This is a genomic window from Plantactinospora sp. GCM10030261 (assembly GCF_042666615.1).
GTDB lineage: Bacteria > Actinomycetota > Actinomycetes > Mycobacteriales > Micromonosporaceae > KBS50.
The window spans coordinates 56,589-77,309 of sequence record NZ_JBHTDD010000014.1 but is presented as its reverse complement, the minus strand read 5'-3'; the positions used below and the strand labels follow the sequence as shown (position 1 = coordinate 77,309).

Annotated in this window: 21 protein-coding genes; 12 read left to right on the top strand and 9 right to left on the bottom strand. The window is 70.9% G+C overall.

Annotation, left to right across the window (positions count from 1 at the left end; genetic code table 11):
• Positions 1–44 precede the first annotated feature (44 nt).
• Entirely contained in the window at positions 45–815 is a 771-nt protein-coding gene (locus ACFQUZ_RS18040) for an isoprenyl transferase (RefSeq protein ID WP_377443573.1), read from the top strand.
• A gap of 72 nt (positions 816–887) precedes the next feature.
• On the opposite strand, the gene otsB is transcribed toward ACFQUZ_RS18040, so the two are convergent.
• From otsB to ACFQUZ_RS18025, 3 genes are all read right to left on the bottom strand, one after another.
• A complete protein-coding gene (gene otsB / locus ACFQUZ_RS18035; protein ID WP_377443749.1) occupies positions 888–1,718 on the bottom strand; it encodes a trehalose-phosphatase in 831 nt (276 codons plus the stop codon).
• A gap of 88 nt (positions 1,719–1,806) precedes the next feature.
• The gene (locus tag ACFQUZ_RS18030) at positions 1,807–2,175 is read right to left on the bottom strand and encodes a hypothetical protein (RefSeq protein ID WP_377443571.1); all 369 of its coding nucleotides are present in this window, start codon (positions 2,173–2,175) and stop codon (positions 1,807–1,809) included.
• Positions 2,176–2,332: 157 nt separating this feature from the next.
• Entirely contained in the window at positions 2,333–2,773 is a 441-nt protein-coding gene (locus ACFQUZ_RS18025) for a helix-turn-helix domain-containing protein (protein ID WP_377443569.1), read from the bottom strand.
• Between the two features lie 257 nt (positions 2,774–3,030).
• Between ACFQUZ_RS18025 and ACFQUZ_RS18020 the strand changes: the two genes are divergently transcribed.
• The 6 genes from ACFQUZ_RS18020 to ACFQUZ_RS17995 all read left to right on the top strand — a co-directional run bounded on the left by ACFQUZ_RS18020 (position 3,031) and on the right by ACFQUZ_RS17995 (position 8,232).
• Positions 3,031–3,432 (top strand): hypothetical protein, encoded by a 402-nt coding sequence (locus ACFQUZ_RS18020; protein WP_377443567.1) that lies wholly within the window; start codon positions 3,031–3,033, stop codon positions 3,430–3,432.
• Complete coding sequence (locus ACFQUZ_RS18015; protein ID WP_377443565.1) at positions 3,429–3,773, top strand: hypothetical protein; 345 nt, start codon at positions 3,429–3,431, stop codon at positions 3,771–3,773. Before ACFQUZ_RS18020 ends, ACFQUZ_RS18015 begins: the two co-directional genes overlap by 4 nt.
• Positions 3,774–3,992: 219 nt before the next feature.
• Positions 3,993–5,354: a PhoH family protein gene (locus ACFQUZ_RS18010; protein ID WP_377443563.1), complete on the top strand. Its 1,362-nt coding sequence runs from the start codon at positions 3,993–3,995 to the stop codon at positions 5,352–5,354.
• A 297-nt stretch (positions 5,355–5,651) separates the two neighbouring features.
• Positions 5,652–6,338, top strand: a complete 687-nt coding sequence (locus ACFQUZ_RS18005) for a lytic transglycosylase domain-containing protein (RefSeq protein ID WP_377443561.1) — start codon at positions 5,652–5,654, stop codon at positions 6,336–6,338.
• Between the two features lie 111 nt (positions 6,339–6,449).
• Positions 6,450–7,094, top strand: coding sequence for a rhomboid family intramembrane serine protease (locus ACFQUZ_RS18000; RefSeq protein ID WP_377443560.1), 645 nt, complete (start codon positions 6,450–6,452; stop codon positions 7,092–7,094).
• Positions 7,095–7,263: 169 nt separating this feature from the next.
• Entirely contained in the window at positions 7,264–8,232 is a 969-nt protein-coding gene (locus tag ACFQUZ_RS17995) for an NAD(P)/FAD-dependent oxidoreductase (RefSeq protein ID WP_377443558.1), read from the top strand.
• A 34-nt stretch (positions 8,233–8,266) separates the two neighbouring features.
• Here ACFQUZ_RS17995 and ACFQUZ_RS17990 read toward each other — a convergent pair whose 3' ends face one another.
• Positions 8,267–8,956 carry a TetR/AcrR family transcriptional regulator gene (locus ACFQUZ_RS17990; protein WP_377443556.1) on the bottom strand — a complete coding sequence of 230 codons (690 nt, stop codon included), beginning with the start codon at positions 8,954–8,956 and terminating at the stop codon, positions 8,267–8,269.
• Positions 8,957–9,092: 136 nt separating this feature from the next.
• On the opposite strand from ACFQUZ_RS17990, the gene ACFQUZ_RS17985 reads away from it, so the two are divergent.
• Complete coding sequence (locus ACFQUZ_RS17985; protein WP_377443554.1) at positions 9,093–10,031, top strand: NAD-dependent epimerase/dehydratase family protein; 939 nt, start codon at positions 9,093–9,095, stop codon at positions 10,029–10,031.
• Here ACFQUZ_RS17985 and ACFQUZ_RS17980 read toward each other — a convergent pair.
• Together ACFQUZ_RS17980 and glpX are read right to left on the bottom strand one after the other, a co-directional pair.
• A complete protein-coding gene (locus ACFQUZ_RS17980) occupies positions 10,024–11,016 on the bottom strand; it encodes a DMT family transporter (protein ID WP_377443552.1) in 993 nt (330 codons plus the stop codon). The two genes, ACFQUZ_RS17985 and ACFQUZ_RS17980, sit on opposite strands and share 8 nt — an antisense overlap.
• Positions 11,017–11,041: 25 nt before the next feature.
• Positions 11,042–12,073, bottom strand: a complete 1,032-nt coding sequence (gene glpX, locus ACFQUZ_RS17975; protein WP_377443550.1) for a class II fructose-bisphosphatase — start codon at positions 12,071–12,073, stop codon at positions 11,042–11,044.
• Between the two features lie 243 nt (positions 12,074–12,316).
• On the opposite strand from glpX, the gene ACFQUZ_RS17970 reads away from it, so the two are divergent.
• Positions 12,317–12,952, top strand: coding sequence for a DUF4245 domain-containing protein (locus ACFQUZ_RS17970; protein WP_377443548.1), 636 nt, complete (start codon positions 12,317–12,319; stop codon positions 12,950–12,952).
• A gap of 93 nt (positions 12,953–13,045) precedes the next feature.
• Complete coding sequence (locus tag ACFQUZ_RS17965) at positions 13,046–13,885, top strand: hypothetical protein (protein WP_377443546.1); 840 nt, start codon at positions 13,046–13,048, stop codon at positions 13,883–13,885.
• Between the two features lie 176 nt (positions 13,886–14,061).
• On the opposite strand, the gene ACFQUZ_RS17960 is transcribed toward ACFQUZ_RS17965, so the two are convergent.
• Together ACFQUZ_RS17960 and xseA are read right to left on the bottom strand one after the other, a co-directional pair.
• Positions 14,062–14,277 (bottom strand): exodeoxyribonuclease VII small subunit, encoded by a 216-nt coding sequence (locus tag ACFQUZ_RS17960; protein ID WP_377443747.1) that lies wholly within the window; start codon positions 14,275–14,277, stop codon positions 14,062–14,064.
• 50 nt (positions 14,278–14,327) lie between these two features.
• Positions 14,328–15,569: an exodeoxyribonuclease VII large subunit gene (xseA, locus tag ACFQUZ_RS17955; RefSeq protein WP_377443544.1), complete on the bottom strand. Its 1,242-nt coding sequence runs from the start codon at positions 15,567–15,569 to the stop codon at positions 14,328–14,330.
• A 155-nt stretch (positions 15,570–15,724) separates the two neighbouring features.
• On the opposite strand from xseA, the gene ACFQUZ_RS17950 reads away from it, so the two are divergent.
• Together ACFQUZ_RS17950 and ACFQUZ_RS17945 are read left to right on the top strand one after the other, a co-directional pair.
• Entirely contained in the window at positions 15,725–16,762 is a 1,038-nt protein-coding gene (locus ACFQUZ_RS17950) for a 4-hydroxy-3-methylbut-2-enyl diphosphate reductase (protein WP_377443542.1), read from the top strand.
• Between the two features lie 198 nt (positions 16,763–16,960).
• Positions 16,961–17,314, top strand: a complete 354-nt coding sequence (locus ACFQUZ_RS17945; RefSeq protein ID WP_377443540.1) for a hypothetical protein — start codon at positions 16,961–16,963, stop codon at positions 17,312–17,314.
• Between the two features lie 106 nt (positions 17,315–17,420).
• Here the strand turns inward: ACFQUZ_RS17945 and ACFQUZ_RS17940 are convergent, their stop codons facing one another.
• Entirely contained in the window at positions 17,421–20,708 is a 3,288-nt protein-coding gene (locus ACFQUZ_RS17940) for a S8 family serine peptidase (RefSeq protein ID WP_377443539.1), read from the bottom strand.
• Positions 20,709–20,721: the final 13 nt, after the last annotated feature.

Below are 20,721 nucleotides of genomic sequence, written 5' to 3'. Positions count from 1 at the left end.
GGCGCGCCCCGGAATCGAGCGTTCAGACGCTAGTCTGCTCAGTGATGACTCTGCGGGACCTGATCTATTCGATCTACGAACGACGGCTGACGGCGAAGCTCGCCGGAAAGCCGGTGCCCGGGCACGTCGGCGTGATGTGTGACGGCAACCGCCGGTGGGCGCGCGAGATGGGTTTCGTGGATCCCAACGACGGCCACCGGGTCGGCGCTGCCAAGATCAAGCATGTGCTCGACTGGTGTGACCAGGCCGGTATCGGTCACGTCACGCTCTATCTGCTCGCCACCGACAACCTGCGGAGGCCGGCCCGGGAACTCGACCCGCTGCTCAAGATCATCGAAGATCTCGTGGTCGAGCTGGCGGAGGAGGGCAACCCGTGGCGGTTGCGCATGGTCGGGGCGCTCGACCTGCTGCCGGCCCAGACCGCCACCGCCCTCAAGGCCGCGGAGGAGCGCACCCGGGAGCGGGCCGGCGGAGCACAGGTCAACATCGCCGTCGGGTACGGCGGCCGGCGGGAGATCGCCGACGCGGTCCGGTCGCTGCTGCACGAGCACGCCGCCCGCGGCGGGACGATCGAGGAGCTGGCCGAGGTGCTGGATGTCGAGCACATCGCGGAACACCTCTACACCCGGGGGCAGCCCGATCCCGACCTGGTCATCCGGACCAGTGGGGAGCAGCGGCTCTCCGGCTTCCTGCTGTGGCAGTCGGCCTTCTCCGAGTTCTACTTCTGCGAACTCAACTGGCCGGATTTCCGGCGCGTCGACTTCCTGCGGGCGTTGCGCTCGTACGCCAGCCGGCAGCGCCGCTACGGCGCCTGACCGGTTCCCCGGGCGCTCCGCTCGTGCGCCAGCCGGCGGCGCCGCCACGGCGCCTGACCCGGCGCGCGACCCTCAGCGTCCCGCGAACCGGTGAACGGCTTCGGTGAGGAAGTCGCCGAGCGCCTCGGGAGAGTCGATGGTCAGGTCGGCCGCCTCGGAGACCTCGCGCCCGGTCTCCGGGTTCGCCACCGCGACGCAGATCCCCCGGAAGTCCTCGTCGACGGCCTCGCGGTCGCGCAGCGCCGCGAAGGCCTTGATGTCCGAGACGTCGTCTCCGAAGTACCAGGCGCAGCCGGCGTCGCCGATCGCGCCGCCGATCACCAGCCCCTTGTCCTGGTCGACGGGCGGCTTCAGCTCGACCACCATCCGGCCGACCTGCACCTTGAGCCTGAGCCGGGCGGCCCGCTCCTGGGCCCACGATTCGACCGCCTCGGCGAGCCGCGGGGCGGTGCGGTAGTGCAGCGCCACGGAAAGCCGCTTGTATTCCACCAGGGTGCCCTCGGGAAGCTCGGTACGGGCGTCGTCGGCCAGCTCCGCCATGGTGGGGATCCACGGCACGGCGGCCTCCTCGGTCACCGTCTCGCCGCCGTCGTGGCAGTGTTCCAGCCCGTACAACCCGTAGAGATCGACGTGGCCCAACGCGGCGAAGTGCTCGCGCAGGAAGTCGACCGGCCGGGCGGAGACGATCGCGATCCGCCGCACCTGCCCGGCGAGAGCGTCGATGGCGGCCAGCACCTTGGGCGCCGGCTGGACGGCGGTGGGATCATCCCGCACCGGGGCGAGGGTGCCGTCGAAGTCGAAGAACATGACGCATTGGTCGGGCCGATCGACAGTCGCGCGCCAAGCCTCGTCGGCGGTGAACGGGCGGGTCAGACGCGGAATACCCTCGTTGAGCGGCGGCACGGGCGTCAGCGTACCCCGACCGGATGACCGGTAGCCGGCTAGCCGGGCAACGCCTCCGGAGACCCGCGGCAGGGGCTGGCCGGCTCTCTCAGTCATCGCCCCCGATCATGACCCGGCGGCCGGACAGCCGGGGCGCGAGGGGCACCACGGCACCCTCCCGGCCCTGGCCGAGCAGGTAACCCTCGACGAATCCGGCGTTCCGGTCGCCGGCGCCGGTCTCCACGTCATCGAGCCGCGCGACCATGAACTCGGTCAGGGCGGTCAGCCGCCCGTTGAGACGATCGTGCAACTCGGCGACGAAGGCCAGCAGCGTCGCGCTGCCGGCCGTTGCGATGGCGAGCAGGTTGACGACGACCGGGATCTGCCGACCGTCCAGTGTCATCGTCACCACGTTGGCGGTCACGCACAGCGTGAACGACACGGCGGCGACCACGACGGCCGCCCATTTCAGGGTCATGGCGGACCCCTCCCTCTGTCCCGCAGGGCCAGTTCGGCCTTGTCCGTCCCCCCGCCGACGACGCCCAAGCAGTACGAAAACGCACGTTAGCCGGCAGCCGGCGGTGGTGTGTCCGGTACGGAAGAGACGAGGGCCTGTTCTTGCGTCATCTGAGGAACTAGACCACCCTCCTCGGAGCATTACGGGCACGAGTGTTCACCGAGGGTCGATAGGCCAGGTAGCGGATGGTCTCCCTGATGTGGAACTTCTCCGCGTCGGAGACCTGGGGATCCACCAGCCGTCGCAACAGCGCGGCGACGTCCGGGTCCATCGGCGGGACGGTCGCCTCTCCCGCGCCCGACGTCGCGCTCTCCCACCCGAGCACAGCGAACGCGTCGCCCGGCCGGAGGCCGAGTCCTGCGCAGAAGGCGATCACCCGGTCCGGTTCCGGATCGCTTATCCATTCGCCCCGCAGCCAGCGGTTGATGGTCTGCCGGGAGACACCGGTACGGCGGGAGACCTCCGTCCCCGTCCAGGCCCGCGCGGACCGGGCATCGTCCAGGGCGCGCCGGACGAACGCGGCGAAAGCGACCTTGCGGGCCTGGGCACGGTGGGGCATCAGGTGACGGTACGGCGAGGGTCCCCGTACCCGCAGCAACCACTACGTCGTTGTCATGTGTGCGTGACACCGTGGTCGGCCGGGTGTTGAGTCAGGTTTGGCCGGCTACGGTGCGCCTATTCGGGCCAGGATCGGTGTCTGCCTGTTCGGGCGAAATCAGACGAAAAGCTGATAGTGTCACGTAGGCGAGACGTCCGGCCGGGCGTGCCGGCGACGACCGCACCACCGGGGTTAGCTGACACCACGGGAGGAAGCCGGTGACCGAACTGGCCACCCGCGCGCAGGCGTTCGGCCTTGTCGCCGATGGCGTTGCCGCCGGGCTGAGCGCACCCTGGCGCCTCTATCTCGCCCGGGGTTGTCGATACCTGTCGCTCACGGTGGGCGACCGGGCCGAGTGGAACGCCTGGCGAACCCATCTCGGTTGCCCGGAGCTGAGCGTCCGGGTCTACGACTCGGATGGCGAGATTCGACGGGCGTCGCTGGCCGAGATCGTGCTGGACGGCTGCCGGATCAGTGTCGAGCTGGTGGAAGAGGTGAGCACGGACGACCTCGACCAGTTGCCGACCGTGCCGGAAGTCGATCCACCCGACGGGACCGGACCCTCGACGGATCACCCGGGTTCGTCGGGGTCGGTCGCGGAGCGCGGAGCGGCCGGATGAGTCCGCTCTTCGCGATCTTCCTGGTGCTGTTGCTCGGTTCCTCGAGCTACGCCGCCGGGCGGCTGCACGGGCAGCTCAGTTACCGGGTCGGCTACCGGTTCGGTTACCGGCAGGGTTACTTCGACGGGGACCGGGGCGCGTGGAACCGGCGCCGCCGGGAGGCCCAGGCGGCGCTCGCCTCGGTGCTGATCAACCCGCCGGCCCGGCAACCGACGATGCGCACGGGGACGACCTACCGGGGGGCGGCCTGCGCGTCCACCGCGGTCTCCCGGTCGCGCCCCACCGCGGAGCTGGGCGGTTCGGCCGACGAGCGGCGGGAACTGGCCGGGCGACAGTCCTGACCGCAGCGAACAGCGGTCGGTCTTCCGCTCGTCGATCTGATCTTTGCCGCTTGTCGATAGGCCTCGCACGCCCTAGCGTTCTCGGCATGGCACGGGGGCGTCCCGAGCCAGCCGGTCGGCCCGGGTTCACGCACGTCACGGGGTCCGCACCCGACCCCGTACCGGTCGCCGGACGAGGCGGAACGCGGGCGGTCGGGTGCCCGCTCGCCGGAGCGACCTGTGACGACTCGTCCCATCTCCACCCGAGCCAGTCAGGACCCGATCGCCGCCGACGACGCGGAGCCGGGGCCAGCAAGCCGCGCGTACGTCCTCGACACGTCGGTCCTGCTCTCCGATCCGGCGGCCGTGCACCGCTTCGCCGAACATCAGGTGGTGCTCCCGCTGGTCGTGATCTCCGAGCTGGAGGGCAAGCGGCACCATCCGGAACTCGGCTGGTTCGCTCGGCAGGCCCTGCGACTCCTCGACGAGTTGCGGATCAAGCACGGACGGCTGGACCGCCCGGTGCCCGTGAACGACCTGGGCGGCACGGTCCGGGTCGAACTCAACCACGCGGATCACGCGGCGCTGCCGCCAGGGTTCCGCAACGAGTCAAACGATGCCCGGATCCTGTCGGTGGCCCTGAACCTGGCCGCGGAGGGGCAGGCCGTGACCCTGGTCACCAAAGACATGCCGCTGCGGGTCAAGGCTGCCTCGGTCGGTCTGCCCGCCGACGAGTACCGGCACGGCCAGGCCAGCGACCCGACCTGGACCGGGATGGCCGAGCTGACGCTCGACGAGGACCGGCTCGATCAGCTGTACGCGGGCGCGCCGCTCGACCTCGACGAGGCTGCCGGGCTGCCCTGTCACACCGGGCTGGTGGTGCAGTCGGCGCGCGGTTCGGCGCTGGCCCGGGTGCTGCCGGACAAGACCGTCCGGCTGGTGCGGGGGGACCGGGACGCGTTCGGCCTGCGTGGCCGGTCGGCCGAACAGCGGATCGCGCTGGATCTGCTGCTCGACGACTCGGTCGGGATCGTGTCGCTGGGCGGCCGGGCGGGCACCGGAAAGTCGGCGCTCGCCCTGTGCGCCGGCCTGGAGGCGGTCATGGAGCGGCGCCGGCACAAGCGGGTGGTGGTGTTCCGCCCGTTGTACGCGGTCGGCGGTCAGGAACTGGGCTACCTGCCCGGGACCGAGTCCGAGAAGATGTCGCCGTGGGCGCAGGCCGTCTTCGACACCCTCGGCGCGGTGGTGCACGAGAACGTGATGGAGGAGGTGCTCGCCCGCGGCATGCTCGAGGTGCTGCCGCTGACCCACATCCGGGGGCGGAGCCTGCACGACGCCTTCGTCATCGTCGATGAGGCGCAGTCGTTGGAGCGGGGCGTCCTGCTGACCGTGCTGTCCCGGATCGGGCAGGGTTCCCGGGTGGTGTTGACGCACGACGTGGCGCAGCGGGACAACCTGCGGGTGGGCCGGCACGACGGTGTCACGGCCGTGATCGAGGCGCTGAAGGGCCACCCCCTCTTCGCTCACGTTACGTTGACCCGCTCGGAACGCTCGGCGATCGCCGAGGTGGTCACCGAGCTGCTGGAGGACATCGACCTGTAGGCCACCGATGCCCGGGAATTTCGCAGCTTCGTCCGTATTTGTCCTGTGACCCAAATCACTTTTTGCGTTGACAATTTTCCCACCAGCCGCACCGTGCGCAATGGTGTCCATCGAGCGCCCGTCGCACCGGAAATCGGTGATCCACGATCAGCCGGTGGCGGACGAGCCCGGCGACGGTGACCGAACGCCGTCGACCGGGGGTCGTGATCCGCACAGGATCGCCGGTGCTCGCGGCGCGTGATTCCGGCGTACGCCGGAGGGCCGCCGTGCCCTTGCCCCCGATGAAGGGACCAGTACGTGAGTCGGCTGTGGAGCCGGTACGGCGTCCGCACGGCCGCGGTTGCCCTGCTGTCCGTCGGCCTGGCCGGCGGTTACTACCTGGGCGTGGACCGCGACAAACAGGAACAGGACGCCAAAGCCCAGTTGGCCGCGCAGAGCGAGCAGGCCCAACTGGATTACCTGCACGCCAAGAACGCCGCGCGTACCCTCGCGACGGCGCGCCAGCAGGTCGCCCAGCAGGAGGCCTCGAAGATGGCGGCCGACGCGGCCCGGGCGGACGCGCAGCGGGTACGGCGGGCGAACGAGGCGGCGAGCCGGAGGAAGGAACGGGAGCGCCAGGAGGCCGCCGAGTCGGCCTCGCCCAAGCCGTTCACCGGTCCGATCCCGGCGTCCTGCAACGAGTACTCGGGCAACCGGAAGACCGGGTGCGCGCTGCTGCTCGACAAGGGCTTCAAGATCGACCAGATGCCCTGTCTCGACAAGCTCTGGGACAAGGAGAGCGGCTGGAACCACAAGGCCAGCAACCCCTCGTCCGGGGCGTACGGGATCCCGCAGGCGCTGCCGGGCAGCAAGATGGGCTCGGTGGCGGACGACTGGCGGACCAACCCCGCGACCCAGATCACCTGGGGGCTCGGCTACATCAAGGGCCGGTACGGGAACCCCTGCGGAGCCTGGGCACATTCCCAGGATGTGGGCTGGTACTGACCGCTGGAGACGACCGGTGCACGGGGTGCGGACCGCGGTCCACACCCCGTGCACCGTTTCCGCACCCGGCGTCGGGTGGCGGTTCGTCGCGGGAAATGATAGCCACGAGGCGTGACCTCCGACCTGTCCGGCCGCTCCGACGCGCAGCGATTCGGCACCGAGGCGTTCTACGCCTCGCTCGGCCGAGCCTTCGTGGCGATGTGCGCGGTCGTGCCGCTGTTGTTCGGCATCGAGGCCGCGGACTACTTTCTCCGCCTGGGCCTCGATCCGGCCGCCGGCATCATTCCGCGAAACCTCCAGGGCCTGGACGGCGTGGCGTTCGCTCCGTTCCTGCACGCCGACTTCGACCACCTGTACGGCAACAGCATTCCGCTGATCCTGCTCGGCACGTTCGTGCTGGCGGCGGGGTCGAGGCGGTTCCTCTACTCCACCCTGTTCATCATCTTCGTGAGCGGGCTGGGCGTCTGGTTCACCGGCGACCCGGCCACCATCGTCGTGGGAGCCAGCGGCGTCATCTTCGGCTACCTCGGCCTGCTGCTCACCCGAGGGCTGGTCGAGCGGAGCTGGTGGAACCTCGGGGTGGTGCTGCTCGTCGGGTTGCTCTACGGCTGGCAGCTGTTTGGTGTGCTGCCCACCGATCCCCGGGTCTCCTGGCAGGGGCATCTGTTCGGGTTGGTGGCCGGGGTGCTGGCCGCGATCCTGTTCCGGCGCCGGTCCGGGGAGCGGTCCACCCGGGAGGCTCCGTACGCGTACTGAGCGCGGTGCCGCGTACCCGATGAGCCGACCGGCCGGGGAGCCGGCCAGTCGTCGCGGCGGCGGGCCGCGACGCCGGCCAGTCGTCGCGGACCCGCCGCACGGTCTTGCCCGGGACACCGCCGGCCGCCTACCGTCGGCAGCAACGCGCGCGTGGCTGGAGGCGGTGCGGATGCGGGAGGTCGATGTCGCGATCGTCGGCGCGGGGCCGACGGGACTCTTCGCGGCCTACTACGCCGGTTTCCGCGGGCTGTCCGTCGCCGTGGTGGACGCGCTCCCCGAGGCCGGTGGTCAGGTCACGGCCATGTATCCGGAGAAGCTCATCTTCGACGTCGCCGGCTTCCCCTCGATCAAGGGCCGTGACCTGGTGGCGAACCTCGTCGCCCAGGCCGACACGGTCGGGCCCGACTACCTGCTCGGCGTCCGCGCCGAGAAGTTGTCGTACGCCGACGGCCGGCCGGTGCTCGGCCTGGACATCGGCGACGAGCTGCGCTGCGGAGCGGTGATCATCACGGGTGGGCTGGGCAGCTTCACGCCGCGGCCGCTCCCGGCAGCGGACGCGTTCGCCGGCACCGGGGTGCGCTTCTTCGTGCCCGATCCGAGCGAACTCGCCGACCGGGACGTGCTGATCGTCGGGGGCGGCGACTCGGCTTTCGACTGGGCGCTCACCCTGCACCCGGTGGCTCGGTCGGTCACCCTGGTGCATCGGCGGGACAGGTTCCGGGCGCATGCCGGCTCGGTCGCCAAGGTGCAGGCCCTGCCGGTGCGGATCATCGTGAACGCGGAGGTGCGCCGGCTCCTTGGCTCGACCGCCGTCACCGGGGCGGAGATCGCGGCACGCGGCGCCGCGGTGGAGACGCTGCCGGTCGATGCCGTGGTCGCGGCCCTGGGCTTCACCGCCGATCTCGGTCCGCTGGCCGAGTGGGGGCTCACGCTGGACCGGCGGCACATCACTGTGGACAGCACGATGGCCACCAACCTGCCCCGGGTGTACGCGGCGGGGGACATCACCGAATATCCGGGCAAGGTCCGGCTGATCGCCACCGGTTTCGGTGAGGCGGCGACCGCCGTCAACAACGCGGCGGTGGTCATCGACCCGACCGCGCACCTGTTCCCCGGTCACTCGTCGGACGCCAGCTGACCCGTCGCCGTTCCCCCGCCTCAGCGGGCCCGGGTCAGGGCAGCCCGACGAAGTCAGCCATCAGTTCGGCCTGGTGGACGAACCAAGCGTCCCGGTCGTTTATCGCCTTGTCCAGCCGGCCGAACAGCTCGAAGCTGATCGCTCCGAAAAGGTGTGTCCAGGCAACCATTCCGCGGGCGAGCAGTGACACCTGCACGCCGGGAAAGAACTCGGCCGCCACGGCGTGCAGGTCGTCACGCACGGAACTCGGAAGGTCGTCGGCTGGCTGTGGCGCACGCTGTCCGGCGGCGACGCTGTCCCGCAGGATGCCCATCAGGACAAGCGGCGGACGCTGCGCCGGCGCCACCGTGTCGGTGGGGGCCGCGTAGCCGGGGACCGGGCTGCCGTAGATCAGGGCGTACTCGGCGGGGTGGTCCAGTGCCCAGCGGCGTGCGGCATGGCAGACCGCCATCCACCGGACCCGGGGGCTGTCGCCGTGGAGCCGGGGATCGGCGGCCTCCACCGCGTCGCCGAGGGCGTGGTACGCCTCGATGATCAGCGCGGTGAGCAGGTCGTCCCGGCTGGGGAAGTATCGGTAGACGGCGGAGGACGCCATCCCGAGGTCCCGTGCCACGGCGCGCAGGGAGAGGTTGGCGCCGGCCGTGGCGAGGTGGCGCCGGGCCACCGCCTTGATCTCCTCGACCATCTCGGCCCGCACCCGGGCTCGGATCGACGCCGCACGCATGGCATCAGCCTGCCATAGGGAGATCGCAAGTCCAAATAGAGAGCACCGCTCTTGACTTCGTCTGCGCGAGGCGTGCATCCTGAGCCGTAGGAGAGCGGTGCTCTCGTTTCATGCTTCTGATCTGAAAGGGAGTCGGATGGCGTTGCACGTGGTGGTGGGTGCCGGCCCGGTGGGGACGGCGACGGCTCGGCTACTGGCCGCGCGAGGGGAACGGGTGCGGCTGGTCAACCGGCGTGGCACCGGGCCCGAGTTGGCCGGCATCGAGCGGGTCGCGATGGACGCGGCCGACGGCGCCAGGCTGACCCAGTTGTCGACCGGGGCGGTGGCGCTGTACAACTGCGTCAACCCGGCCTACCACCGTTGGGCGCAGGACTGGCCGCCAGTGGCGCGGGCCCTGCTGACCGCGGCGGAACGGACGGGGGCGGTGCTGGCGGTCACGGGAAACCTCTACGGCTACGGGCCCGTCAGCGGCCCGATGACCGAGGCGACCCCACTAGCGGCGACCGGATCGAAGGGCCAGGTCCGAAACGCCATGTGGACCGACGCGCTCGCCGCTCACCAGGCCGGACGGGTGCGGATGACCGAGGTGCGGGGCTCCGACTACGTGGGTGCTGGTTCCTACTCCATGGTCAACGTGCTCGTGCTGCCGCGGGTGCTCACCGGACGGCGGGCGCTGGTGCCGGCCGACCTGGACGCTCCGCATACCTGGACGTACGTCGGCGACGTGGCCCGCACGCTGGTGGCTGCCGCCCTCGACGAACGCGCCTGGGGCCGGCCCTGGCACGTGCCCAGCGCGCCGGCGGTCTCCATCCGGGAACTGGCGGAGCGGGCGGCACACCTCGTGGGCGCACCCGCGCCCGCGTTGACCCGGATGCCGTACCCGGTGTTGTGGCTGGGCGGCCTCGCCGACCGGGTGGCGCGGGAGATGCGGGAGACCGCATACCAGTTCGCCCGGCCATACCTGATGGACTCCACCTCGGCGACACGGACCTTCGGTATCACGGCCACCCCCCTGGACGAGTCGTTACGGGAGAGCGTCGAGGCCATCCGGTCGACTCCGGCGCCGGTCACCTGAGCGGCTGCCGGCCAGGGGGGCTCTCGTCGGCCCCCCGGTCCGGTCCGGTCCGGGTGGGACCAGCGCGCGGCCGGATCGCCGCGATGCCGACCGCGAGCAGCGTCAGCACGGCGCCGACAAGCGTCACCGGTTTGGGTGACCCTGCCTGTGGCGGTACCGCCAGGTCGATCAGGAGCGCGCCACCGACCTGACCGGCGATGGTGGCCAGACCGAGCAGCAGCACGCCGATGTATCGGACCACCGCGGCGGCCACCGCGATGAAGACGATGCCGATCGGGCCGCCCAGGTACAGCCACGGCTCGGTCGGCCAACCAACGGTTGGCCAACCGCGTACCGCCACGTCGACCGTGCCGGCGGCCAGCAGCGCGACCGTGCCAGCGGCGAAGTTCACGGCAGTGGCGGCGACCGCGCTGCCGGAGGCGACCCGGACGCGGCCGTTCACCGCCTGCTGCCACGCGATGCCCACACCGGCCAGCGCGGGCAGCGCCGCCAGGCCCAGCGCCCGTGGGTTGCCCAGCCGGTCACCCACCGCCAGCAGCACCGCGAGTACGGTAAGCGCGGCGCCGACCAGCCGACCCGGGCTGACCGGTTGCCGCCCGGTCGGTCCGATGCCGGCCCGGTCCACCGCGAGTCCGCTGGAGGTCTGCCCGGCCACCACCGCGACGGTGAACACGGCCACGCCGAGCACGCCGACGGTCAGGCCCTGGGCGGCGACCAGGAACGCGCCGCACACGCCCCCCAGGCAATGCCAGGGACGCAGGGTGCCGTCCCGGAGGGTGACGCGCAGCGCGGCCATCCCGCGCCGGGCGCTGGGCACGACGGGCACCAGGAACACGAGCAGCAGCAGGCCCAGCCCGAAGGAGACCACCGCCGCGAGGATCCCGTCGTCGAGCCGTACGCCCAGTTCGCCGTTGATCCGGGACTGCACCGCCACGGCCAGCCCGGACGCCACCGAGAGCAGGAGGCCGACCGCCAGCCGGTTCACCGGGGCGGCCGGGACGCCGCCGGGGTCACTCCTGCTCGGCCAGGGGCCGACCGTCGAAATCGACAGCCGAGTAGAGGGCCAGCTTCTCCAACCGGTGGTACGAGTCGATCACGCGGATCGTGCCGCTCTTCGAGCGCATCACGATCGACTGGGTGTACGCGCCACCGGCCCGGTAGCGGACGCCGCGCAGCAGGTCACCGGAGGTGATGCCGGTCGCCACGAAGAAGCAGTTGTCCCCGGTCACCAGGTCGTCCGTGCCGAGCACCCGGTCGAGATCGTGTCCGGCGGCGAGGGCCTTGTCCCGCTCGTCGTCGTCCCGGGGCCACAGCTTCGCCTGCATCGCCCCGCCCATGCACTTGAGCGCGCAGGCGGCGGTGATCCCCTCGGGCGTACCACCGATGCCCATCAGGACGTCGACGTCGGACTCGCCGCGGGCGGCGGCGATCGCGCCAGCGATGTCACCGTCACTGATGAACCGGATCGGTGCCCCGGCCCGGCGGATGTCGGCGACCAGTTCGGCGTGCCGCGGGCGGTCCAGCACGCAGACGGTGACCTCGGAGACGTCGGTGCCCTTCACCTTCGCGATCCGGCGCAGGTTCTCGGCCACACCGGCGTTGATGTCGATGACGTCCGCGTAGAGCGGCCCGACTGCCAGCTTCTCCATGTAGAAGACGGCGCTCGGGTCGAACATGGCCCCGCGCTCGGCGACCGCCAGCACGGCGAGCGCGTTCGGCATCCCCTTGCTCATCAGCGTGGTCCCGTCGATCGGATCGACTGCGACGTCGACCTCGGGGCCGCTGCCGTCACCGACCTCCTCGCCGTTGAAGAGCATCGGGGCGTTGTCCTTCTCGCCCTCCCCGATCACCACGACACCACGCATCGGGATCGAATTGATCAGCTTGCGCATGGCGTCGACGGCGGCGCCGTCGCCACCCTCCTTGTCACCGCGACCGACCCAGCGGCCGGCGGCCATGGCGGCGGCCTCGGTGACGCGGACCAGGTCCAGCGCGAGGTTGCGGTCCAGATCCTGGGGAATCCGGGTCCTGGTGGTGGTCATGGCGGCTCCTCCTCGCGACGCTGCGGGGTTGGGCCGGTACGGCGCGTCGTCACCGGCCCTGCCAGGAATCCTGGCATGATGGTGAACGTAATGCTGGCCCGGGCCCTGGGTGGCGCAGATCGCGGGAACCATGCCGCATGCTCGGCGGCCTTGAGGGGCTGCCAAGATGGACGGGTGGACGCCGCTGAGCCTGCCGGTCCGGCTTCGGACAACCGGGCCGGATTCGACCCTACCCGTGCCCCGATGTCGTCGCCCGCCCAGGATCGGCCACCGGCCGACCACGGGCCACGGCCACCTGACGTGACAACGCGGCCCGCCGACGGGTCGCACCTCGATGAACCCGACCGGGGCGAGGTGGTCCGGGCGGCTCGCAAGGCCGAACGCTCGCCCAAGGACATGGCGATGTCCCTGCTGATCCTGCTGGTGCCGATCGCCCTGTTCATCGGCTTCTACCGGATTGTGCTCGGCGGTGACGAACCCGTGGTGGTCGATCCGGCGCCGGCCGTAGAGTCGGCCCGGGCCGCGAAGGCGTTCCCGGTGCTCGATCCGTCCGCGCCGCCGTCGGGCTGGCGGCCGATCAGCGCCGGCTTCCAGCGGGCCGACGGCACCGCGACGCTCCGCATCGGGTACGTGGGTCCGGACGGCGGCGGCGCTCAGCTGGTGCAGAGTAACGCGCCGGTCGAGCGGTTGCTGAGCGACGAACTGACCGGGGCGGCCCGGCCGACAGGTGCGGTGGAGGTCGGCGGGCGCTCCTGGCAGTGGTACACAGCACGGCCCGGGGAACGGGCGCTCGTGCTGCTGGAGCCGAACCGGACAGTGATTGTGGTCGGTGCCGTCGGGGAACAAGAGTTACGTGGTCTGGTTGGCGCGTTGCGCTAGTCGGACCGCGAGCCGACAGCGGTGGCGTACGTCGTGCTGCCGCCGCCCAGCTTCCGGCCGGCACACCGGCCGGACGGACTCTTTGGAGATCCCGTGAACATTCGACGGTGGAGCATCGTCGGCGTGACCGCCGTGGTGCTCGTTCCCGGTCTCGCCGCCTGCCAGCAGGCGGATCCGGACTCGACCGCAGGCGCGTCGGGCTCGCCGTCGCCGTCGGCGTCCGCCTCGCCATCCACGGCGGGCGACGTGAAGCAGGCGCTGCTCGACTCGACCAGAGAGATCGGTGACGGCAACTTCCGGTTCACCCTGGCCGCCGGCGCCACCACCGGCAGCGGTGTGGTACACAAGCCGAGCCGCAGCGCGCAGCTCACGATGACGCTCGGGCAGGCCGACGCCGACCTCGCGATGGGCCTGGACCTGATCTACGTCGATCCGGAGAGCTGGGTCAAGGTCAAACTGTCCGGCCCGGCGGCCACCGCGGCACCCGGGCTGGACCGCTTCGCCTCGGACAAGTACCTGCACGTCGACCCGGCGCGGGCGCAGAACATCAAAGATCTGCGGTTCGACTTCAACCAGGTGGACCCGGCCGGTAGCGAGGCGCTGACGAAGGCGGTCGTGGATGTGAAGTCCGAAGGCTCGGGCCGGTACACCGGCACCATCGACCTGACCAAGGCGACCGAGGGCGCGATGGCCGACAAGCGCCTGGTCACCGCGCTCGGCTCGCAGGCCAGCTCGCTGCCGTTCGAGGCCGCTGTGGACGAGCAGGGCCGGCTCAGCAAACTGACCATCCAGGTGCCCGCCACCCAGCAGACGAAGGCGCAGGACCTGACGGTCAGCTACTCCGACTACGGCTCCGCCACCCCGCCGCAGAAGCCAGCGGCGAGCGAGACCCAGGAGGCGCCCCCGGAGCTGTACGGCCTGTTCAACCAATGACCCGGTGACGCGGTGACCCGATGAGCCGGGCGCCGGTGACCCGGGCGGGCGTGCCGCCGACGGGGGCGGGCGTTCCGGCCCGGCGGGGCGCCCTGGTCAACTCGGTGTGCGGCATGTCGCGGGGTCCTGGGCCCATGGATCGCGCGACATGCCGTATCTCGTGTCGATCGAGGCCGCTATTCCGCTCGGTCCCGGCGCGCGGCGTCGATGCGTTCCCGGGCACCGTCCAGCCAGCTCTGGCAGACGTCGGCCAGCTGTTCGCCGCGCTCCCACAGCGCGAGCGAGTCCTCCAGCGAGGTGCCGCCCGCCTCCAGTCGCTCCACCACCGAGGCCAACTCGGCGCGCGCCTGCTCGTAGCTCAGCCGCTCGTCCGGCCCGGTTCCGTTGGTCATCTGCTCAGCCATGGCGGTCTCATCTAAGCACGGAGGTCGGTGCCAGGGGCTCAGCCGTCGACGGTGGCGGCCAGCTCGCCCTCGGCGAGCCGGACCCGCACCGAGTCACCCTTGGCCACGTCGGCCGCGGCCCGCACCACGTGGCCGTCGGCGCGCTGGACGATCGCGTACCCGCGGTCCAGGGTGGCGGCCGGGGATAGGGCCCGCAGCCGGGCCAGCGTGTGCCGCAGGTCGCCGGACGCCGTGGCCAGCCGGTGATCCAGGCAGCGTCGGGCCCGGTCGCGTAACGCCGCCGCGTCGACGGCCCGCTGTTCCAGCATCACCGCCGGGCGCGCCAGTACGGGACGGGAACGCAGCCCGCCGAGGCGGTGCTCCTCCCGGTCCACGAAGCCGATGACCGCCCGATCCAGGCGCTGCCGGGCCTGCCGGATCAGCCGCATCTCCTCGCCGAGATCCGGCACGATCCGCTTGGCGGCGTCGGTGGGGGTGGAGGCCCGCACGTCGGCCACGTAGTCGAGCAGTGGGATGTCGGTCTCGTGGCCGATCGCGCTGACCACCGGGGTACGGCAGGCGAAGACGGCCCGGCACAGCGCCTCGTCGGAGAAGGGCAGCAGATCCTCGACCCCGCCGCCCCCACGGGCGATGAGGATCACGTCGATGGTCGGGTCGGCGTCCAGCACCTTGAGCGCGTCGATCATCTGCGGCACCGCGGTCGGGCCCTGCACCGCCACGTTCACCGTACGGAACTCCACCGCCGGCCAACGGCGGCGCGCGTTGGTCAACACGTCCCGCTCGGCCGCCGAGGCCCGACCGGTGATCAGGCCGATCCGCCCGGGCAGGAACGGTGGCCGCCGTTTGCGGGACCGGTCGAAGAGCCCCTCGGCGGCGAGCAGCTTCTTGAGCTGTTCGAGGCGGGCCAGCAACTCCCCTAGGCCGACCTGGCGGATCTCGTCGGCGCGCAGGCTCAACGTGCCCCGGGCAGCGTAGAACTCGGGTTTGGCGTGCAGCACCACCCGGGCCCCCTCGGCCAGCTCGGGAGCGCCGGCGTCCAGCACGTCGCGGTTGGTGGTGACCGTCAGGCTGAGATCGGCCGACGGGTCACGGAGGGTGAGGAAGACCGTACTGGCTCCCGGGCGCCGGGAGATCTGCGCCACCTGACCATCCACCCAGACCCAGCCGAGCTTGCCGATCCAGGCACTCACCTTCTGGCTGACCACCCGGACCGGCCACGGCTGGTCTGAGGTGCTGCGCTGCTGTTCGGCGGTGCCGCGCGGGCTCTCGGGTCCGGTCACCCGGACAGCCTACGGCGCCTCCTCTCCGCCGCGGCGGCTCCAGTGTTGATCAAGAGGTTCGCGTCGCCGGGACCGCCCGTGGGTGACGCGATCCTCTTGATCAACGAGGCGGGGATCGCTTGATCAACCGGGGCGGGCGGGAGGGGGCACGTAGGATGGGATCCGTGACCGAGGCTCAGGCGAAACCCCAGACCGGAAAGCGCGTCCTCCTGGCCAAGCCGCGCGGTTACTGCGCGGGAGTGGACCGGGCGGTGCAGACCGTCGAGGAGGCACTGAAGCTCTACGGTGCGCCGATCTACGTACGCAAGCAGATCGTGCACAACAAGCACGTCGTGTCGACCCTGGAGAGGCAGGGTGCGATCTTCGTAGAGGAGAACGAGGAGGTTCCCGAGGGCGCCATCGTGATCTTCTCGGCGCACGGCGTGGCGCCCGAGGTGTACGAGCAGGCCAAGGCGCGTTCACTACGGGCCATCGACGCCACCTGCCCGCTCGTCACGAAGGTCCACCAGGAGGCCCGGCGGTTTGCCGCGGACGACTACGACATCCTGCTCATCGGCCACGAGGGCCACGAGGAGGTGGTCGGGACGGCCGGCGAGGCACCCGCGCACATCCAGCTCGTGGACGGTCCCGAGGCCGCCGACACGATAAACGTTCGGGACCCGGAGAAGGTGGTCTGGCTGTCCCAGACCACGCTGTCGGTGGACGAGACGTTGGAGACGGTGGCCCGGCTCAAGCGCCGGCTCCCGATGCTCCAGTCGCCGCCGAGCGACGATATCTGCTATGCCACCTCCAACCGGCAGCACGTGGTGAAGCAGATCGCACCCGACTGCGACGTGGTGATCGTGGTCGGCTCGCGCAATTCCTCGAACTCCGTACGCCTGGTCGAGGTGGCCCTCGACGCCGGGGCGCGGACGGCACACCTGGTCGACTACGCCGCCGAGATTTCCGACGACTGGCTGGTCGGGGTCACCACGGTCGGTGTGACCTCCGGAGCGAGCGTCCCCGACGACCTGGTCATGGAGGTCCTCGACCATCTCGCCGAGCGGGGCTTCGCCGATGTGGCCGAGGTGACGACCGCCGACGAGCGGCTCACCTTCTCGCTCCCGCGTGAACTCAAGCGGGACATGAAGGCCGCCGCCGAGAAGCGGGCCGAGGCCGCCGCCACACTGGCCGCCAGCGTTGCCGAGCGCTGACCAACGCACCCGCTGTGATCAGGTGATCGCGCCAGGTAACCCTCGGGTGCGCGGGAACTCACCGGTGCCGACTTCCGTCGAACACTCATGACCAGAACCCGGATGGCCGCCCCGGTCCTCGTCGCACTGCTCGCGCTCACCGCGTGTGGACAGGGTGAAGGAGTGGGGTCGTCCCCGACCGAATCCGGAGGACCGTCGATGTCCAGTCCCTCCGCGACCCCGAGTCCGACCGGTGGCGGCACGCCGACCGGCGACACGTCCTCGCCCGGCCCGGGCAGCGACCCGTCGCTGCCGTTGCCACCGAGACCCACCGGTCCACCGAAGTCGCCGACCGATCCCCGGCCGGGTGCTTCCATGACGATCAGTGGCACGGTCTCCGCGGGGGTTGAGCCCAACTGCCTCCTGCTGAACGGCTATCTGCTGGTCGGCGGGCCGCGCGAGGTGCTGCGGCCAGGTGCGCGGGTCACCGTGCGGGGCCGGGTGCAGGCGGATGTGATGACCACCTGCCAGCAGGGGACCCCGTTCCTGGTGAGCGACGCGAAGGCCTCCTGACGCGCTGAGGGAGCGGGGGACGCGCGGGTGGGGCGGGGCGGCTGACGCGGTGGAGCCCGCCTCCCGGGTTACCGGGAGGCGGGCTCCGTGTTTCGGATGAATCGGGTCAGTTGACCGAGCCGATGGTCACCTGACCGCGGCCGACGACCGCGCCCTCGCTGGTCACCACAGTCATCTCACCGAAGAGTTGCCGTCCGGCGACCGGTGTCGCCTCGGCGGTCACCGTCCCGTCGAAGGTGGTGGACTCGCCGTTGCCGAGCGCCACCGACTTGTCCGCCACCGTGACGTTGCCGAGGGCCGGCGAGAAGAACACGTCGCGGTAGTCGTACGCGGTGCTGCCGGCCGGGACCGAGTAGCCGTGCACCTCGGCCTCGTAGGTGCCCGGCTCCGGGTTGGCGAGGGAGATGGACTCCTCCGAGTCGCCGTCCGCGTCGTAGGCGACCTCCTCACCGGCCTCGTTGTAGAGGAACAGGTCCAGGTCCGCCGCCGGGTCGGCCGGGTTGCCGATCGACACGTCCAGCCGGCTGGCTCCCTCCGGCACCGTGATGCTGAACCGCTGCCGCTCGCCGTTGGCGATGGTCGGCCTGCTGGCCGCCGAACTGCCCAGCGCACCACCCTTGGCGGTCACCGTGACCGGACCGAACGTGTTTGTCACCGTCCAGGTCACCGGGGCCGGCTCGCCGGCGGTCACCGTGGGCAGGTTGAGCACGGCCGGCTCCACCTGTACGCCCTGCACCCGCGCGGTCAGCTTGAACGGGTTGTCCAGCGCCGGCGACGTGCGCCGGGCCTCGACCTCGATCTCCCAGACGCCCGGGGCCGGGTTCTGGTAGTCCCGCTCCTGGGGCTTGCACTGGTTGGCGTCGGAGAAGTTGGTGAAGCACGCCAGGCTGGACGTGCTCTCCACCGGAACGCCGTCCGGGTTGAACGCGATGAACCGGGTCTGCGAGCCGGTCGCGATGCCGGACAGGTTCACCTGCAACGCGGCCGTGCCCTCGGGGACCGTGACGAAGTACGACTTCGTCAGGTTGCGGTCGACCGAGCCTTCGGTCGAGAAGGCGTAGTCCGGCTTGGTGACCTTGTTGCCGATCACCACGGTATTCATGATCTCGAAGTCGACGGCCGGCGTCGCCGGGTCGTCCACCCGAAGCACCGCGCCGTGCGCACCCGCGTCGCCACGGGCCTTGACGGTGAAGCTGACCGTCTTGTTCAGCGGCAGCACCACCCGGGCCGGGGCCCGGAACGTGCCGTCGTTGCCCAGCCAGCTCAGGTTGTGCGCGATCCGGCCGGCCGGACCCGAGGTGCGGGTGATCTTGACCTTGTAGTCCTTCGACACACCCGGTCGCTGGCCGCCGGCACCGGCGGAGCACCGGTTGTAGATGCCGCTGCCCTTGCCGGGGGTCGGCGCGTACTCACCCTTGGCGTTCTTGCGGGTCAGGTAGTCCGACAGCGACGAGCAGACCGGCGCCACCACGTCGTAGTCGCGGGTCTCCACGCCACCGCGCAGCAACTGCCATGCGCCCGGCACGGTGAGCCGACCGTTGCCCTGGCCGTACGCCGGAGTGCCGTCCATCCACTTCGCTGACGAGTACATCGCCCGGCGCAGTGCCGCCGGGGTCACACCCTTGCTTGTCGCCTTGGCCGCCGAGAGCAGCAGCGCGGCGCCACCGGTGGTCTGCGGGGCCGACATCGAGGTGCCGTTGGCCATCGCGTAGCCCGGCGGTAGCGGGTAGCCGGCCTGCGGCACCGGCGAACCGGCCTGCCACATCGGCGTGGTCGAGATCGCCGAGCCCGGGGCGGTGATGTTCGGCTTGAAGCCGCCGTCCTCGCGCGGTCCGCGGGAGGAGAAGTTGAACAACTGGTACGGCGTCCGGGTGGCCGACCCGTAGTTGGCCAGCCAGGTCGCCTTGCTGATGCCGGCGGCCACGCTTATCGCGTCGCTGGCCACCGACGGGTCACCGACCGTGTTGATGCCGGGACCCGAGTTGCCGGCGGACAGGATGATCTGCACGCCGTACACGTTGATCAGTTCGTTGTAGAGGTCGGCGCGCGCGTTGTGGCCGTCGTTGAGGGCCGGCAGACCGCCGATCGACATGTTGACCACGTCGACGCCCCGATTGGTGACCAGCTCGATCATGCCGTCGGTGAGCGCCACGGCGGTGCAGCCACCACCCCACGAGCAGGCGCGGGCCGAGACCAGCTTGGCACCGGGTGCCGCGCCGTCGAACTCGGCGTTGCCCAGCATGTCGTTGGCGGCGGTGATGCCGGCGACGTGCGAGCCGTGCATGGACTCGACGATGCCGATGTTGACGAAGTCGGCGACGCCGGGCAGGTCGGCGGGTTCGAGGCTGACGTCCTCGCGGTACTCGACGACGAACGGCATCTGCTCGCGGACCGCCGTGTCCGGGTTGTCGGTGCCGAAGTGCCCGACGTCGAACTTCTCCTGGTACGGCCGCATCACGGCGTCGTCGGTGAAGTCGCGGTTCTGGTTGGCGTCCACCCGGATGTCGTGGCTCACCGGGTCGTACAGGATGCCGAAGGTGTCGGTGGTGTCGCCGTCCCGGTTGACGTCGCCACCCGGCTCGCTGCCCTGGGTGGTCGACTCGGAGAACCGGTTGACCCGCCAGGTGCCGGCCGGCGCGGTCCAGTCGGCGTTGGCGTAGGTGAACGTCGGGCCGGTCACCTCGGTGAGCATGGCCCGCCAGGTGAAGTCCTGCTCGACGAGCGGATCCGTCGCGGTGAACCAGTCGACGATCTTCCGTTCGCCGGTCGTCGTGGTCTGCAGCGCCGGGTTGTCCAGGTCGACGCCGGAGTCCATGATGCCGATGGTCACACCGCGGCCGTCCCACTCGGGGTGGGCCTTCTTGAACGCGACGGCACCGGTCTCGTGGGTCGGCATGAAGGGGTTGGCGGCCGGGGTCGACGGACCGGGGCCAGCGACGCCCTGCGTCGACGCCGCCCGGTCGGCCCCGGTCACCGGTTCCGGCTTGGGCAGCGGGATGACCTCGTTGAGGTCGACGGACTTGACGCCGGGCAGCCGGGCAGCGGTAAGCACCTTGTCGGTGGGCACCGTGGCTCGGACGTAGCCGACACGGTCGACCTGCTTGCCGACCTTGCCGCCGAGCTTCTTCAGGCCGTTGGCGACGTCCTTCGTCCTGCCCTTGTCCGCGGCGACGATCAGAACGACCGTCTTCTCCCGCTTGGCCTGCGCCTTGGCGAGCAGGTCGGCGTCGTGGGCGCCGAGTGTCGCGGCGGGAGAGTCCTTGAGCGTGTCGGGATCATTTGCTGGGTCGGCGGTGGCCGGGGAACCACCGCTCATCGTCATGGCGCCAGCGGCCATGACGGCGGCGAGGAGCCCGGTCGACACGCGCCGGCTCCAGCTGGGGGGTTGGGTCACAGTCTCTCTTCCT

What these genes read in the sequence shown, in the direction of transcription:
- ACFQUZ_RS18040 (WP_377443573.1), top strand. Translation starts at nt 45, where the DNA reads ATGACTCTGCGGGACCTGATCTATTCGATCTACGAACGACGGCTGACG.
- ACFQUZ_RS17995 (WP_377443558.1), top strand. Translation starts at nt 7,264, where the DNA reads ATGCGGGAGGTCGATGTCGCGATCGTCGGCGCGGGGCCGACGGGACTC.
- ACFQUZ_RS17985 (WP_377443554.1), top strand. Translation starts at nt 9,093, where the DNA reads ATGGCGTTGCACGTGGTGGTGGGTGCCGGCCCGGTGGGGACGGCGACG.
- ACFQUZ_RS17990 (WP_377443556.1), bottom strand. Translation starts at nt 8,956, where the DNA reads ATGCGTGCGGCGTCGATCCGAGCCCGGGTGCGGGCCGAGATGGTCGAG.
- ACFQUZ_RS17950 (WP_377443542.1), top strand. Translation starts at nt 15,725, where the DNA reads ATGGGATCCGTGACCGAGGCTCAGGCGAAACCCCAGACCGGAAAGCGC.
- ACFQUZ_RS18030 (WP_377443571.1), bottom strand. Translation starts at nt 2,175, where the DNA reads ATGACCCTGAAATGGGCGGCCGTCGTGGTCGCCGCCGTGTCGTTCACG.
- ACFQUZ_RS18025 (WP_377443569.1), bottom strand. Translation starts at nt 2,773, where the DNA reads ATGCCCCACCGTGCCCAGGCCCGCAAGGTCGCTTTCGCCGCGTTCGTC.
- ACFQUZ_RS17945 (WP_377443540.1), top strand. Translation starts at nt 16,961, where the DNA reads ATGTCCAGTCCCTCCGCGACCCCGAGTCCGACCGGTGGCGGCACGCCG.
- ACFQUZ_RS18015 (WP_377443565.1), top strand. Translation starts at nt 3,429, where the DNA reads ATGAGTCCGCTCTTCGCGATCTTCCTGGTGCTGTTGCTCGGTTCCTCG.
- ACFQUZ_RS17970 (WP_377443548.1), top strand. Translation starts at nt 12,317, where the DNA reads ATGTCGTCGCCCGCCCAGGATCGGCCACCGGCCGACCACGGGCCACGG.
- glpX (WP_377443550.1), bottom strand. Translation starts at nt 12,073, where the DNA reads ATGACCACCACCAGGACCCGGATTCCCCAGGATCTGGACCGCAACCTC.
- ACFQUZ_RS17960 (WP_377443747.1), bottom strand. Translation starts at nt 14,277, where the DNA reads ATGACCAACGGAACCGGGCCGGACGAGCGGCTGAGCTACGAGCAGGCG.